Origin of the sequence: Rhizobium sp. GR12 (genome assembly GCF_036596185.1) — a bacterium.
GTDB lineage: Bacteria > Pseudomonadota > Alphaproteobacteria > Rhizobiales > Rhizobiaceae > Agrobacterium > Agrobacterium nepotum.
The window spans coordinates 116842-131510 of the sequence record NZ_JASXTH010000010.1 but is presented as its reverse complement, the minus strand read 5'-3'; the positions used below and the strand labels follow the sequence as shown (position 1 = coordinate 131510).

General features: G+C 59.4%; 17 protein-coding genes. 8 read left to right on the top strand and 9 right to left on the bottom strand.

The window, feature by feature from the left end; all coding sequences use genetic code 11:
• Positions 1-183 precede the first annotated feature (183 nt).
• The 3 genes from QSK43_RS18370 to QSK43_RS18360 all read right to left on the bottom strand — a co-directional run bounded on the left by QSK43_RS18370 (position 184) and on the right by QSK43_RS18360 (position 2911).
• Positions 184-984, bottom strand: coding sequence for an inositol monophosphatase family protein (locus tag QSK43_RS18370; RefSeq protein WP_045023292.1), 801 nt, complete (start codon positions 982-984; stop codon positions 184-186).
• Positions 985-1148: 164 nt separating this feature from the next.
• Positions 1149-2249: a tetratricopeptide repeat protein gene (locus tag QSK43_RS18365; RefSeq protein WP_332304647.1), complete on the bottom strand. Its 1101-nt coding sequence runs from the start codon at positions 2247-2249 to the stop codon at positions 1149-1151.
• Between the two features lie 8 nt (positions 2250-2257).
• The gene (locus QSK43_RS18360; protein WP_332304646.1) at positions 2258-2911 is read right to left on the bottom strand and encodes a thiamine phosphate synthase; all 654 of its coding nucleotides are present in this window, start codon (positions 2909-2911) and stop codon (positions 2258-2260) included.
• A 103-nt stretch (positions 2912-3014) separates the two neighbouring features.
• Between QSK43_RS18360 and QSK43_RS18355 the strand changes: the two genes are divergently transcribed.
• The gene (locus QSK43_RS18355) at positions 3015-3779 is read left to right on the top strand and encodes a sulfite exporter TauE/SafE family protein (RefSeq protein WP_332304645.1); all 765 of its coding nucleotides are present in this window, start codon (positions 3015-3017) and stop codon (positions 3777-3779) included.
• Between the two features lie 100 nt (positions 3780-3879).
• Here the strand turns inward: QSK43_RS18355 and QSK43_RS18350 are convergent, their stop codons facing one another.
• On the bottom strand, positions 3880-4056 hold the full coding sequence (locus QSK43_RS18350) for a YdcH family protein (RefSeq protein WP_003506164.1): 177 nt from the start codon (positions 4054-4056) through the stop codon (positions 3880-3882).
• 237 nt (positions 4057-4293) lie between these two features.
• Here QSK43_RS18350 and QSK43_RS18345 point away from each other — a divergent pair, with 237 nt between their 5' ends.
• The 5 genes from QSK43_RS18345 (at position 4294) to QSK43_RS18325 (ending at position 7198) form a co-directional block, all read left to right on the top strand.
• On the top strand, positions 4294-4497 hold the full coding sequence (locus QSK43_RS18345) for a YdcH family protein (protein WP_006314698.1): 204 nt from the start codon (positions 4294-4296) through the stop codon (positions 4495-4497).
• Positions 4498-4649: 152 nt separating this feature from the next.
• Entirely contained in the window at positions 4650-5117 is a 468-nt protein-coding gene (purE, locus tag QSK43_RS18340) for a 5-(carboxyamino)imidazole ribonucleotide mutase (RefSeq protein ID WP_034501985.1), read from the top strand.
• A gap of 11 nt (positions 5118-5128) precedes the next feature.
• Entirely contained in the window at positions 5129-6217 is a 1089-nt protein-coding gene (locus QSK43_RS18335) for a 5-(carboxyamino)imidazole ribonucleotide synthase (protein ID WP_332304753.1), read from the top strand.
• 139 nt (positions 6218-6356) lie between these two features.
• Positions 6357-6482 (top strand): type B 50S ribosomal protein L36, encoded by a 126-nt coding sequence (ykgO, locus tag QSK43_RS18330; RefSeq protein ID WP_003497670.1) that lies wholly within the window; start codon positions 6357-6359, stop codon positions 6480-6482.
• Positions 6483-6577: 95 nt separating this feature from the next.
• Positions 6578-7198: a tetratricopeptide repeat protein gene (locus QSK43_RS18325; RefSeq protein ID WP_045023208.1), complete on the top strand. Its 621-nt coding sequence runs from the start codon at positions 6578-6580 to the stop codon at positions 7196-7198.
• Positions 7199-7267: 69 nt separating this feature from the next.
• Here QSK43_RS18325 and QSK43_RS18320 read toward each other — a convergent pair whose 3' ends face one another.
• The 3 genes from QSK43_RS18320 to QSK43_RS18310 all read right to left on the bottom strand — a co-directional run bounded on the left by QSK43_RS18320 (position 7268) and on the right by QSK43_RS18310 (position 8786).
• Positions 7268-7525 carry a DUF2312 domain-containing protein gene (locus QSK43_RS18320; protein ID WP_006314683.1) on the bottom strand — a complete coding sequence of 86 codons (258 nt, stop codon included), beginning with the start codon at positions 7523-7525 and terminating at the stop codon, positions 7268-7270.
• A 151-nt stretch (positions 7526-7676) separates the two neighbouring features.
• On the bottom strand, positions 7677-7982 hold the full coding sequence (locus tag QSK43_RS18315; protein WP_332304644.1) for a DUF1244 domain-containing protein: 306 nt from the start codon (positions 7980-7982) through the stop codon (positions 7677-7679).
• 15 nt (positions 7983-7997) lie between these two features.
• Positions 7998-8786: an N-formylglutamate amidohydrolase gene (locus QSK43_RS18310; protein WP_332304643.1), complete on the bottom strand. Its 789-nt coding sequence runs from the start codon at positions 8784-8786 to the stop codon at positions 7998-8000.
• 291 nt (positions 8787-9077) lie between these two features.
• Between QSK43_RS18310 and QSK43_RS18305 the strand changes: the two genes are divergently transcribed.
• Together QSK43_RS18305 and pyk are read left to right on the top strand one after the other, a co-directional pair.
• Positions 9078-9464, top strand: coding sequence for a DUF1036 domain-containing protein (locus tag QSK43_RS18305; protein ID WP_407691559.1), 387 nt, complete (start codon positions 9078-9080; stop codon positions 9462-9464).
• Positions 9464-10903: a pyruvate kinase gene (gene pyk / locus QSK43_RS18300; protein WP_332304642.1), complete on the top strand. Its 1440-nt coding sequence runs from the start codon at positions 9464-9466 to the stop codon at positions 10901-10903. The genes QSK43_RS18305 and pyk overlap by 1 nt, the downstream gene beginning before the upstream one ends.
• A gap of 88 nt (positions 10904-10991) precedes the next feature.
• On the opposite strand, the gene QSK43_RS18295 is transcribed toward pyk, so the two are convergent.
• Complete coding sequence (locus QSK43_RS18295) at positions 10992-12887, bottom strand: DUF882 domain-containing protein (protein ID WP_332304641.1); 1896 nt, start codon at positions 12885-12887, stop codon at positions 10992-10994.
• Positions 12888-13063: 176 nt separating this feature from the next.
• The gene (locus QSK43_RS18290) at positions 13064-14608 is read right to left on the bottom strand and encodes a sigma-54-dependent transcriptional regulator (RefSeq protein WP_332304640.1); all 1545 of its coding nucleotides are present in this window, start codon (positions 14606-14608) and stop codon (positions 13064-13066) included.
• Between the last annotated feature and the right edge of the window lie 61 nt (positions 14609-14669).

Below are 14669 nucleotides of genomic sequence, written 5' to 3'. Positions count from 1 at the left end.
TGGTCACGTATCAATCGGAAGCTATTTGAAAATTGCGACGATTTGAAGCGAAAAGCCGGTCTTTCGTCACAGACCTTTCACGAAAGCCGGCTGGACCAAAGACCGAAAAAACAAAAACGTCCGGCAAGGGTTCGCCGGACGCCTAAAACTTGCACTAAACGGCAGGTTTTCTGCCGAAATCGATCAACGGCCCGGTATCGGGCGGTTGGCGACTTCCACAAGCGCCTTGTGGATATATTCGTTTCCGGCGGCAACGCTGCCGCTACCGAAGATATCCGTGCCGCCCTTGGCGTCGGAGGCAAAACCGCCGGCCTCGCGAATCAGCACGAGACCAGCCGCCATATCCCATGGCGAAAGATCCGCTTCCCAGAAACCATCGAGGCGGCCTGCGGCGACGTAGGCAAGGTCGAGCGCTGCCGCGCCCATGCGGCGGATGCCCGCCGCCTCACCCATGACGTGGCGAAGCTCGACGAGGAATTTTCCGTGATTGCCACGGCCGAGATGCGGCACGCCGCAGCCGATGACACAGTCGGTCAACACCTTGCGTGCGGCGACGCGGATACGGCGGTCGTTGAGGAACGCGCCGCTGCCGCGCTCGGCGGTGTAGAGTTCGTCGGTAGCCGGGTTGAAAATCACACCGGCGACGACTTCGCCGTTACGCTCGAGCGCGATGGAAACGGCGAAGTGGGGGATGCCGTGCAGAAAGTTCGTCGTGCCGTCAAGCGGATCGACAATCCAGCGATGCGCACCGTCCGAGCCTTTTTCCTCGCCGCCTTCCTCACCCAGGAAGTCATAGGTCGGGCGGGCTTTCAGAAGCTCGTCGCGCACGATCTTTTCGGCCTTGAGATCCGCCTGCGATACGAAATCGCTCGGTCCCTTGACTGAAACCTGAAGGTTCTGCACCTCACCGAAGTCACGCGACAAAGACTTACCCGCCTTGATGGCGGCCTGAACCATGACATTGAGAAGGGCTGAACGGGCCATCGAATTTGTTTCCTGGAAAGCTCGCGAACCGCCCGCAAGCTGGCCGGGCAGGAACGTCATTATTTTCTTGAAATGAAAGTTTGGGGTTGAAGACCACAAAACGCGCGGAAATTCAAGGCAAAAAGCCGGCACGCGATCGTCGCCACCGAACGACCGGCCTTGCGTCACATCGGACGGAAACGATTTGCGGCCTCGATCGCCTTTTTCTGCTGCTCGTCAGTGATCCCCAGATAGAAGTCCTCAAGGGACGGATCCTTCAGCCCGGCGCGGCGGGAAAGCACGTACCATTTCGCCGCCTCTATCGGATCAGGCCGGATGCCGAGCGCCTGAATATAAAGATGCGCCACCTTGTTCTGGGCCACGACGTTGCCGCGCTGTGCCGCGCCATAAAGCCAGCGGAACCCCTCCTCCAGATTTCGCTCGCCGCCAAAACCGTTGACCAGCCAGACGCCAAGATCGACCTGCGCGGTATCATAACCCGCCTTGGCAGCTCGCATCAGCCAATCCCGCGCCTTGGCCTTCTTCTCAGCCGGCACATCCTTGACCGACCAGTAAATCTGCGACACCGCATATTGCGCGTCGGCAATGCCCTGTTCGGCCGATTTTTCGTAAAACGGCATGGCCATCAGCAATCCCTTTACACCGGGATTTTCCGAAACCAGTATCTGACCCCAGTTGAACTGGGCCGAAGCATTGCCGGCTTCCGCAGCACGGTGCATGTAATCGTCGGCCTTCGCCTTGTCGCGGGTGACGAATTTGCCCTCCATCAGGATGAGGGCGAATTTGAACATGGCGACGGGATCACCACCCTGCGCCGCCTGCTGATACCAGAAGGCCGAGGTCTTCTCGTCACGGGCGATGCCGAGACCACGCGACATCATTTCCGCCACCAGCGTCTGGGCGGCGGCATCGCCGTTCTGTGCACGGTTCAGCGCCTTGTCGAGCGCCTGAACATATTCGCCGCGCTGGAAGTGCCCGTAGGCTTCGTCCACCCGACCCTTGAACTCCTTTTCAGGCGGCAAGGCCGGCAGGTCCGCACCCATACGCTGATAGACGTTGACGCCCTGCGACGGCTGCAAATCCTTCTGCTCTTCGGATTGCACCCTGCCCTGGCGGGAAGGCTGAGCCTCATCCTCCAACTGACGGGACAGCGCATTGCTTTCGCTCTGCGGTCCGGACTGGGCAAAAGCAACGCCCGCCGGCGAGCCGAAAGACAGCGCCAGCAGCGAAACGGAAAGGCAGACGTGAACCGAGCGCATCAACATCGCCTGTATCAACCGCCAAACCGTGGCGCTTTTTCGTCAAGCAACGCGTTGATTTCAGAAACGGCCTGGGCGGCGCCGGCAGCATTGTCGAAAACGCCGCTGCGCATCGCCACGAATTCCACGCCGGCTTCAGCCACGGCCACCACCGAGGAGATATCCGTGCCGCCCATGACGATGGACGGAATCTCGATCAACGACGCCCACCATTCGCCGAGCGCCAGATTTTTAGGATGCGCCTCCGGCTTGATGTCGCCTTCGAGCTTTCCGAAAAAGACGTAGTCCGGATTGGACTCACCCATCTCCAGAGCCTTATGGCGATCATCGGCATTGCCGCCACCGACGATCAGCTTCGGCGTGAAATTCTCTACGGCTTCGGCAAGCGCCGCGGCGTTGCCCGCCACATGCAGGCCATCCGCCTTCACCCGGCTCGCAACCCGGCTATCGCCGGCGATGAGGGCGGCGGCACCCGCCTCCTGAACCATCGGTACGATCAGTTCGGCGCGTTTCTGGAAAGTGGCATCATCCAGATCGTATTGCGGAATGATGACCGAAGCCACGTCGCCACCCCGCAATGCTTCCTGCAAATCAGCCGCCTGCTTTTGCGCGTCGTCCGATTGCGGGACGATCAGAACAAGGCGGCAACGGTTTTCAACTATGGTCATCGGTTCGTCCATTTCAGGCAGAAGACGCTTTCGGCGCGATCTGCACTCGTTTTGATATGATAAATCCGATAGACCGGACCGGCGAAAGGATCAACCTTCATCCATGCTGACCGATTTTCATTTTTTCCTCGTCGCCATCCCCGCAGTCGTGCTCGTTGGCCTTTCCAAGGGCGGACTGGGCGGCGCACTGGCACTGATGGGCGTGCCACTGATGGCGCTCGCGATCCCGCCCGTACAGGCGGCGGCGATCTTCCTGCCGATCCTGATTGTGATGGATCTCGTGGCGCTTTGGGCCTGGCGGCACCATAATCACCGGGAAACGCTCCTCATCATGCTGCCCGGCGCCATCGCCGGCATCGCCCTTGGCTGGGCGACCTCCAGCCTCATCTCCGCAGATGCCATGCGCCTTGTCGTCGCCTCGGTGACGATCCTGTTCGTGCTGCGCTATTTCCAGGAGAGCTTGAAAAGCCGCAAGGGGCAGGAAATCCCGGCCAAGCCACAGCGGCCGGCAGCCGCGACGCTCTGGTCCAGCCTGTCGGGTTATGCGAGTTTCGTTGCCCATGCGGGTGGCCCGCCCTTCCAGATCTATGTCCTGCCGCTGAAGCTCGATCCCAAAACCTATACCGGCATGAGCGTGCGTTTCTTCGCCATCATGAATGCGATCAAGCTCATTCCCTATTTCGCTCTGGGGGCGCTGGACGCCACCAACCTCAAGATATCCGCCAGCCTGCTGCCGGTGGCGATGCTGGCGACGCTTGCCGGTGCACGGGTGGTGAAATACCTGAAGCCATCAGTGTTTTACCCGCTGATGTATTCCATGGCGCTGATCGCGGCGCTGAAACTGCTCTGGGACGGACTGCCCTTTTAGATCCCGGCAGCTACTAAAAGGCCCCGGCAGCACCGTAGGTGTCGCCAGGGCCGAAAAGAAATCCGTCAGTCCTTCATCGAAGGCTGCGGCTTGGCATCAATCAGTGCCTTGTGGAGGCTTTAAGCCTCTGCAGTTCATCCTTCAGGCGCAGTTTACGGCGTTTGAGGTCGGCGATCTCTCTATCGTCAGAGGATGGGGAAGCAAGAATACTTTCGAGCTCCTCCTCCAGAGCACCGTGTTTCTTTTCGAGCGATGCAATATGAGCCTGAATGGTCATGCGGCACGTCCTTCCATTTTTTAAGCCTACCTCCAGCGCTCCATCGCTGGAGTTTCAGGTTTGCGACGACAATGTGACACGGATCGTTGGTATTGTCGAAGGCGAAATGAAGGCAATAAGTGGGCAATTTGGTCGCAAGGGATAACTTCCCGTTACCGCGATTTGATGATAGAGGCTCGAGAACCGATGACATACGCGCCGGAGGCTCTCCGGCTGGCATAAAATGGGGATGACAAGATGCCCGATCAGGACCAGGCGGACATCAGGCTCACGCTGGCGCGGCTGCGCCAGGAGCATGAGGATTATGACGCAGCGATCAATGCGATGATCCAGACCAGCTGCGATGCGCTGAGAATACAGCGCATGAAAAAGAAGAAGCTGGCCGTCAAGGACAAGATGACCCAGATCGAAGATCAGGTTATTCCCGATATCATCGCCTAGAGCGTCTCTCGCGCCTCCTGTCGGACGCGCGAGATACGATCTAACCTATTGAATTTACACATCGTGCTTTGCAAAGATCGATTCGATTTTTATGCTATGCTGTAAGCCGGAGAAGCGAAGTGACAGCAGAAACACCCCCCGTCGCCATTATCATGGGCAGCCAGTCCGACTGGGAGACCATGAAGAACGCCGCCGATACGCTGGATGCGCTGGACGTTGAATACGAAGCCCGCATCATTTCCGCCCATCGCACTCCGGACCGCCTTTATGATTTCGCCAATGGCGCCAAGGACGAAGGCTTCAAGGTCATCATCGCGGGTGCGGGCGGCGCCGCCCATCTGCCGGGCATGACGGCAGCCATGACACCTCTTCCGGTCTTCGGCGTGCCTGTCCAGTCCAAGACGATGTCCGGGCAGGACAGCCTCTATTCCATCGTCCAGATGCCCGCAGGCATTCCCGTCGGGACGCTTGCCATCGGCAAAGCGGGCGCGATCAACGCGGCACTTCTGGCGGCCGCAGTTCTGGCGCTCGGTGACGAGGACCTGGCAGACCGGCTCGACGCATGGCGCGCGCGCCAGTCGGCAGCGGTTGCCGAATATCCCATGGACAGCGCCCAGTGACAGCCTCTGACTTGACGACGGAAACCAATAATCTCACCATCGGTATTATCGGCGGCGGACAGCTTGGCCGTATGCTGGCAATGGCGGCGGCGCGCCTCAACCACCGCACCATCGTCCTGGAACCGCAGGCCGATTGTCCGGCGGCGCAGGTCTGCAACAGCCAGATCGTCGCGGATTATGACGATGAGGCCGCGCTTGCCGAACTCGCCCGCCTTTGCGATGTCGTGACGTACGAATTCGAGAACGTGCCGGTTACGGCAGCCGAGACGCTGAGCATCTCCGTTCCCGTCTATCCGCCGTCGCAGGCGCTCAGCGCCTCGCAGGACCGGTTGACGGAGAAGCGCTTTCTGAACGGCTGCGGCATTCCCACAGCCGATTTTCGCGCCGTGGATAGTCAGGAAGAACTGGAAGCGGCATTGACCGCTTTCAGCGGCAAGGGCGTGCTGAAAACCCGCCGCATGGGCTATGACGGCAAGGGCCAACGCCTTTTCCGGGGCGGCGAGGATATCACCGAGGCCTTTGCGGCTCTGGGTGGCGTGCCGCTCATCCTCGAAAGCTTCGTCGCCTTCGAGCGGGAAATCTCGATCATCGCCGCCCGTTTCAGGGACGGTACCGTCACCTGCTACGATCCGGCTGAAAACATTCATCTGGACGGCATCCTGCACACATCCACCGTGCCGGCGGCGCTTTCTGATGCGGCAAAGACGGTCGCCGTACAATCGGCGGAAAAGCTTCTGGCGGCACTCGATTATGTCGGCGTGATCGGCATCGAGTTCTTCGTCCTGCCTGACGGTTCGCTGGTCGCCAATGAAATGGCGCCACGCGTCCACAATACCGGCCACTGGACGGAAGCAGCCTGTGTGATCTCGCAGTTCGAACAGCATATGCGTGCCGTCTCCGGTCTTGCCCCTGGCAGCACGGCCCGCCATTCGGATTGCGTCATGACCAACCTCATCGGCGATGACATCAACAATGTGCCGGCATGGCTTTCGAAAAAAGACTGTCTCGTGCATCTCTACGGCAAGACGCAAGCACGGCCCGGCCGCAAGATGGGCCACGTGACCGAGCTTTTGCACACAGGAAAAGCCTCAGTCTTTTAAGGCAAAGACACCGGCAAGTGTTGACAGGCAGGGGTCAAACAGGTATTTGCCTGCCAACCGAAAAGAGCGCGCCCCGTTGCGCGCTTTTGATTGTTTGAATAAGCACGGTAAAAGCCGTGCAAAACTGCGGACCAGTAAAATGAAAATCAAGAATTCGCTTAAAGCGCTTAAGGCCCGTCATCGCGATAACCGCCTGGTTCGCCGCAAGGGCCGCGTCTACATCATCAACAAGCAGAACCCGCGCTTCAAGGCTCGTCAGGGCTGATTGACTGCGGTTCGCGATCAAGATCGCGGATCACTTTGTTGATAGAGTAGAAGTTTGCATTTGATATTGGGCGCAGTCGGGTTAAGCTTTAACCCATGCGCCCAAATCGTTTTTGCACGGCTATCTTCGTCGCTCAGGGTTTCCTGTTTTCAGGCCTCCTGTTTCCAGGAATGGTCACTATTGGCCATGCGGCGGATGGGCAACCTCCCGCAGCGGTAGAGGCTGCGCCTTCACCCGCCAAGACCGTCGATACCCTTTTCGTATCGCTGAAAAAAGAGCGGAATGCGGTCAAGGCGCGCAGCATCGCCAACCAGATCGCTTCCGAATGGAATGATTCCGGCAGCGCGACGATCAATCTTCTGATGCAATGGGCAGGCGAGGCTTCGGACGAGAAGCGCAATGCCGCCGCTTTCGATTTTCTCGACCAGGTCGTCCTGCTCGATCCGGACTATGTGCAGGCGCCCTATCGCCGCGCCATGGTACATTTTGCCGATGGCGATACCCGCAAAGCGATGGCGGATATCAACCTGACGCTGGAAAAGGAGCCGCGCTATTTTCCGGCGCTCGCAAGCCTTGCCAACATCCTCGAAGCCTCGGGCCGCGAAGAACTGGCCCTGAAAGCCTGGGAACGCTATCTGGCGCTTTATCCCGCGGACAAGGACGCCCGCAAACAGGCCGCCGACCTTTCGGAAAAGCTGGCGGGTACACGCGGCTGAGTTTCGCAAACGGCCCAAATAAAAATCGCCGCAAAAGCGGCGATTTTTCATTAAAAGATCGTCAGCCGATCATTCCATACCAAGCGCGGCCATGTAGGTCTGAAGAATCGTTTCTTCCTCGATACGCTCGTTGGCGTCCTTCTTGCGCAGGCGGATGATGGTGCGGATCGCCTTGGTATCGTAACCACGGCCCTTCGCTTCGCCCATGACATCCTTGATATCACCCTGAATGGCGGCCTTTTCCTCTTCGAGACGCTCGACGCGCTCGATGAATTGACGCAACTCGGCGGCGGCGACGGTTTCGGTGGTGCTTGTTTCGTCCATCATATCTTCCTTCATTGGTGGCAGCTCATGTGAGCCTTGTTCATTAAATCCGGGCGAAGCTTTCGCCGGTCGCCGCCAGCCGGGCAGCAAAAATTCCGGCCTGTGAACTGCCCATTGCCGGGCCTCACGTCAAGTCGTTTCCGTCGATCAGGGATTATTCCGTGGGTCTGTTCTGCTCAAAGGCGGATTTTTGAACATCGCTCGCCTCCGGCTGATATTTTTCCTTCCAGTCCTCATAGGGCATTCCGTAGATGATTTCGCGGGATTGCTCCTTGCTGAGCGCAACACCGGCCTCGTCTGCCGCTTCCCGATACCAGTTGGAAAGGCAATTGCGGCAAAATCCCGCGAGATTCATCAGGTCGATGTTCTGCACATCGTGACGCTCGCGAAGGTGCTGTACGAGACGGCGGAACGCGGCCGCCTCGAATTCGATCTGCTGTTTATCGTTCTCTTTCGTCATGGGGCAACTCCAGGCTCAATAGGGGCCGGTGCGAGAGGTGAACAGCCGATATTCGTGTAAGATGGGATCGTCGTTCATTGCGGCGAAAATGGGAGCGAGCCGGTCCGACCATTCGGCAATTCCGTCCTCATCCGCGATCAAATCCTGCCGGACCTCGAGAAGTGCATGCGGTATGCCTTTCATCATGCAGTGGCGATACATGGTATCGCCCTTCAGCGCCCCGTCGTAGGGTTCGTTATCGCCGACGAGGATGTCGCCGGTCGCGCGCAAATGCGCGAGAAGCGGATCAACTGCACGATTATCCGTGTCCCAGAGAACGGCTGCATGCCAGGGCCGCGGCGTTTCCTTCCAGAACGGTGTGTAGGAATGCAGCGACAGAACAAGCGGCGCCTCGCCCGACGATTGCGCGACACCGGCGAGCACGCTGTCAACGGCATCGTGATAAGGCCGATGGAAAACCTCGATCCGTTTTTGCCATTCCTTATCTGAAATCGGGTGATTGCCGGGAATGATCGCCCCGTCCGAAATCTTCATGATAAGGGTGGGGTCGTCCTCGCCGCGATTGGGATCAATCAGAAGGCGCGAAAACCGCCCGAGGACCGCAGGCACACCGAGACGGGCTGCCAGAGAGCGCGTTAGCCCTTCGATGCCGATATCAAATGCTATATGGCGATGAAAAGCGGTTTGCGGAAGGCCAAGTTTGCCGTAGTGTGCCGGCAGGAGGTTCATGGCATGGTCCGCCAGAAGAACCATGCCTTTGTCATAATCGCCTTCTATGATTTCATAGGGTATGAAGTCGTTCATCGATGATTTTCTGGGGCAGGATTGAGGAGAAAAGCTTGATGGCATGGCTTGAGGCCGGGCGCAAGTTTCGGCGAAAGAACAGCCATCTACCTTACCGCACTCACGACCCCACGAACAATATAATCGATTAAACTCGCGTTGACATTCTTGGGCGGCCACGCCAAGAAGTGTGTTCATTATAACCATGGAATCCGGATGGAAGCCGTGACTCAGTCATCTCTCGCTCTTCCTCGCCACTTTCGGCATCTTGCCCGTCTTTTCTCCGCAGCGGCAATGTTTCTGACCCCGTTTATGTTCGTGGAGTCCGCCCATGCGGATTTCCGCGTCTGCAACAGCACGCAAAACCTCGTGGGGGTCGCAATCGGCTACCGGGGGCAGGATGGCTGGGTCAGCGAAGGCTGGTGGCAGGTCCCCTCCTCCACCTGCGCAACGCTGATAGAGGGCGAGTTGCAGTCGCGTTATTATTATCTTTATGCCGAGGACGCCGCCCATGGCGGCCGCTGGACCGGTGACGTCAACATGTGCGTGGCGGAAAACGAGTTCAAGATCGCCGGTGTAGACGATTGTTATGCCCGCAGCTTCCAGAGAATGGGTTTCAAGGAATATGACACGGGCAGACAGGGAAGCTGGATGGTCCAGCTCTCCGACACGCCAGGCACACAGGGAAATCAAAACTGATGAAGCGTAACCGCAAAGTCAAAATTCTTGCAACTCTCGGCCCCGCCTCTTCGGAAGAGTCGATGATCGAAAAGCTGCATCTGGCCGGCGCCGATCTTTTCCGCATCAATATGAGCCATGCGAGCCACGACGTGATGCGGACGCTGATTACGCGTATCCGCTCGGTCGAGAGCCGCAACGGCCGTCCCATCGGCATTCTGGCCGACCTGCAGGGTCCCAAACTGCGCGTCGGAAAATTCGCCGAGACCAAGGTCGATCTGGTTCCGGGCCAGACCTTCACGCTGGACAACAACGACACACCCGGCGACAACACCCGTGTTTTCCTGCCGCATCCCGAAATTCTCGAAGCGGTCAAGCCCGGCCACCGCCTGCTGATCGATGACGGCAAGCTGCATCTGCGCGCTGAGAAGAGCGACGGCAAGAGCATCGTCACCACAGTTGTTTCTGGCACCCGGATTTCCGACCGCAAGGGCATCAGCCTGCCCGACACCCTGCTCGGCGTCGGCGTTCTGACCGACAAGGACCGCGTTGACCTTGATGCCGTTCTCGCCACCAACGAAGTGGACTGGGTTGCGCTTTCCTTCGTCCAGCGCCCGGAAGATCTGGCCGAAGTGCGCAAGATTTCGCGCGGCCGCGTTGGCCTGATGTCCAAGATCGAAAAGCCGCAGGCTATCGAACGCATCGAGGAAATCATCGAGCTTTCCGACGCCCTGATGGTTGCGCGCGGCGATCTTGGCGTGGAAATGCCGCTGGAAGCGGTTCCGGGCATCCAGAAGCAACTGACCCGCGCCTGCCGGCGTGCAGGCAAGCCGGTCGTCGTTGCCACCCAGATGCTGGAATCGATGATCACAGCTCCGGTTCCGACCCGTGCTGAAGTGTCCGACGTCGCAACCGCCGTATTCGAAGGCGCCGACGCCATCATGCTCTCGGCCGAGTCCGCTTCCGGCGACTATCCGATCGAAGCCGTTTCGACCATGGCGTCCATCGCCAGCACGGTGGAACAGGACCCCTATTATTCCAACATCATCTACGCGCAGCGCCCGCAGCCGGAAGCGACGGGCGCAGACGCCATTTCGCTTGCAGCCCGCCAGATTGCCGAAACGCTGAAGCTTGCGGCGATCGTCACCTACACCTCGTCCGGCACGACGGGTCTGCGCGCCGCGCGCGAGCGGCCACAGGTTCCGATCATTGCGCTTTCGCCGATCATCCAGACCGCACGCCGTCTGTCGGTCGTCTGGGGCCTGCACTGCGTCGTCACCGGCGACGCCAGCGATCTGGACGACATGGTGAACCGCGCTTGTCGCATCGTTGTTTCGGAAGGTTTCGGCAAGCCGGGAGATCGCATCATCATCTCCGCCGGCGTACCCCTCGGCACCCCCGGCGCCACCAATATGGTGCGCATCGCCTATATCGGTTCGGACGGCCAGAGCGGCGTCTGATATCAGCAGAACAAACCGTCATAAAAAAACCCGCCGTTACCGGCGGGTTTTTTGTTGGCCCTTCGGCCGCACTACAAAAAGTTTGGGTTCAGTGCATCTTCACCGGCGTGCTGAAGCGGCTCGACTCGATCGCCACTGCACCTGGCCTGAAGCTTGCCGAAGTGGCGGAGGCAGACATGTCGTGGCTGAGCATACGGTTGGCGACAACGCGCGGCGCCTTCACCGAACGTCCGGTCGTACCCTTGCTCTGGTTCAGCGCCCAATCCGAAATCAGATCCTGCGTCAGGCGTCCACCGCCGACCATCGCCTGATGGGAAACCGCCGCATCCTGCTTGCTCGGGCGTGAGCCCTTGGTCGGCAAACCGGCGGTGAGGCCACCGTTGATGGCGGGCTTGAGGTCGAAGGCGTCGCCAAAACCTGGCTCCGGCTCTGCCTTGGCCGTATTGGCGGGCGCCACCGTTACCTTGTGGTTGACAGCGGCCGGGAACGGGGCGGCTGTCGGCACGGCAGCGGACTGGATCTGCGAACGGGCGGCCTGACCGCTCTGTTCCAGCGCGGCAACCACGGTCGGCGAAAGCGTATCCTTCTGCGCCTCGGCGAGATCGTCTTCGCCTTCGGGATCGGCATTGGCCGCCGCCAGAAGGGCTTCCGCCACAGCCGGACGATTGGCCGGAACCGGAACGGAGGCAATTTCACCGGTCGCAGCTGGCGTCGAACCGTCTGCGGAAGCCGTCAGGATCGTTTCTTCCGCATCGCCTCTCATGCCGCGCTGCCCGAGAAGCGTCGGCACAGGCACGGACACTTCAGCCAGATCGGCAAATTGCTGGCGCTCGGCCGGCGCGGAGGTCGGCGTCGGCGTTGTCGCAGCCTGCAGGGCGTCCTGCGCGGCATTGCGGGCGGGAGAATACAGCGCGGTCGCAAGACCGGTATTGGCCGGAGGCTGGTTGCCGAAGGCAGGGCGAGCGGTCGGCAGCGGCGCAGCATTCACGCCGGGAAGAGATTGAGCAGAAGCAACGGCGATCGGCTGCTCGGGCTCAGGCGCCGCAGGCTGCGCAACAGCCGGACGTTCCGCGGGCTCCGGCGCTGCGATGCTATCGGGATCTTCATCCTCGTCGCCTCCGCCACCAAAGAGCGCCTGCAACAACGTCTTGCGCTTGCCGCCACCACCGGAGGAAGCAGGGCCGCCACCGGCACTGGAAGCAACCTGAATGGAGGAGGAGCTGACGCGCTTCTTGTAGTCGGCCATTGCCTGCTCATAACCCGGAAGCGGTTTACCGTCGGAAGGAAGATGCAGCGTATTGCCCTTCGGGAAGATACGCACGAGTTCCTGGCGGCTCATGCGCGGCCAGGCGCGAACGCCGCCGACATCCATGTGCACGAAAGGAGAACCGGAGGTCGGGTAAAAGCCGACGCCGCCGATCTGCATCTGCATGCCGACTTCGCGCAGGGTGGAAAGCTTCACGCCGGGAATGTAAAAATCCATGGCCTTGCCGAGCATATGCTGGCTTTTTTCCGCGACACCCTTGGTGCGCGTGCGCAAGAGACCGTTAGTCTCCGGCGAGCGGAAGGCCGAAACGACATTGATATAGTCGGTCGCACCGCTGCGGCGATAAACTTCCCATACGAGATCGAAAAGGCGCGGATCCATCCGCGTCGGCTGGTTGCGACGCCAGTCACGCAGGAAACGGTTGAGTTCCTGCAGACCTTTCTGGTCATACTTTCCATTGCGCTTGAAGGTTATGACCGCCTTCTCACGTGTATGGATATAATACAGTTTGAGGCTGCGCGTTTCGGCGAAAGCTTCCGTCGCCGAGACACCTGCGAAGGGCATTGCGGCGAGCATCAGGCAGGCAAAGGTGACAGCGCGTGCCGACAGCTTCGTGCATATATCCTTGATCAAGCCGCGCGCGGTCTTGGTCGACAGCGCGATATTTCGATGCAGATATGGCAATTCGATCCCCGCCTGGAAGACAATTTCTGTCACATTGCCTCAAATGAACGTCAAATACGGTGACACGATGGCAAAATTGCCACACACATGCAACCTTCCTCTACATAGTGAATCAGCCACTAACAAGAGGTTTATAGACGGTAAGCGGATATCCTTGCTCAGAAGTTAACAGATCGCGCGATCTGCCGTCGAATACGCGGTTTGTGCCGTCAGGCTGCATCCCGCAGCGGATCGTCCGGATCGATGCCATAATCCTTCAGCTTGCGATAAAGTGTCGAGCGCCCGATGCCGAGCTTCCTTGCGACCTGACTCATCTGCCCGCGATAAAAACGAAGGGCAAAACGGATAAGCTCCTCCTCGATCTCGGCCAGCTTTCGAATATTGCCGGAATCGTCCATGCTGGAGATCAGGTTTCCTCCCCGGTAGATCGTGGTGGAAATATCCGCTGCCTCATCCAGAACGGCGTGACTTTCAGCGATGAGCGGCGGAGGCGAATAGGTGGCAAGTTTCAGCGACGACCCGGATGGCGAGCGGATCGCGTCACCAGCATCATCCCCGTCTGCGAATTCCGGCATTTGCAGCGCGATCTGCGGAAAATCGGAATCCGCCAGTTCCTCGCCCTGCGACAGAACGACGGCGCGGAAGACCGCATTTTCAAGCTGGCGAATATTGCCGGGCCAGTCGTAGGCCGTCAGAAGCGCCAGCGCGCTGGCATTGAGGCCGACGGGAACGGGCAATTTCTGTTCCGCCGAAAAACGCTCCACGAACACCCGCGCCAGATGGGGAATGTCCTCCTTCCGGCGACGCAGCGCCGGGATGGTGATCGGAAAGACGTTGAGGCGATAATAAAGGTCCTCGCGGAACCGGCCTTCCTTCACCTCGTCGATCAGGTTCTTGTTGGTGGCGGAAATCAGCCGGACATTTACCTTCTGAACGCGCGCGGAACCGACGGTTTCGATTTCACCCTGCTGAACCGCCCGCAGCAGCTTTACCTGCACGTCAAGCGGCAGGTCGCCGATTTCATCGAGGAACAGCGTTCCGCCATCCGCCTCCATGAATTTGCCGACATGTTTTTCCGTCGCGCCGGTGAAAGCGCCCTTCTCGTGGCCGAAGAGGATGCTCTCCACCAGATTGTGCGGGATAGCACCGCAATTGACGGTGATGAACGGCTTGTTCGCCCTGTCGCCGGCCGACTGGATGGCTCGGGCGACCATTTCCTTGCCGACACCGGATTCGCCTTCCAACACCACGGGAATGCTGGACTGGGCGGCGCGCTGCGCCAGTTCTATCACCCTCAGCATGGCCGGACTTGCGGAAACGATATCGGTAAAATTCACGGCATTGCTCCGTCCGCGCCTGCCCGTGCGGGCCTTTGCCTCTTTCCTGTCAAGCTTGAGGGCATTGGAGATGGCTGCGCCGATCCGTTCCGGCGAGACCGGCTTGACGACAAAATCGAAGGCGCCGGCGCGCATGGCCTGCACGACGGTATCGATGCCGCCCTGCCCCGTCTGGACGATGACGGGAACATCGGTGCCGAGTTCGCCAACGGCTTTCAAAAAGGTGAGGCCGTCCATTTCCGGCATCATCAGGTCCAGGACGACAACATTGATCTCGCCGCTATATTGCTTGAGCAATTCCAGCCCCACCTTGCCGTTTTCTGCAAGCAAGGCCAGGTGCCCATAACGTTCCACCGCGTTTTTGAGCAGGCGGCGCTGGACGGGATCATCGTCTATCACGAGAACATGCGCGGTCATTTTTGGCTCCGGTTTCCGGTTTCTGGACCTGCATCATGCGGTCCCTTGTGACGCACTCTGG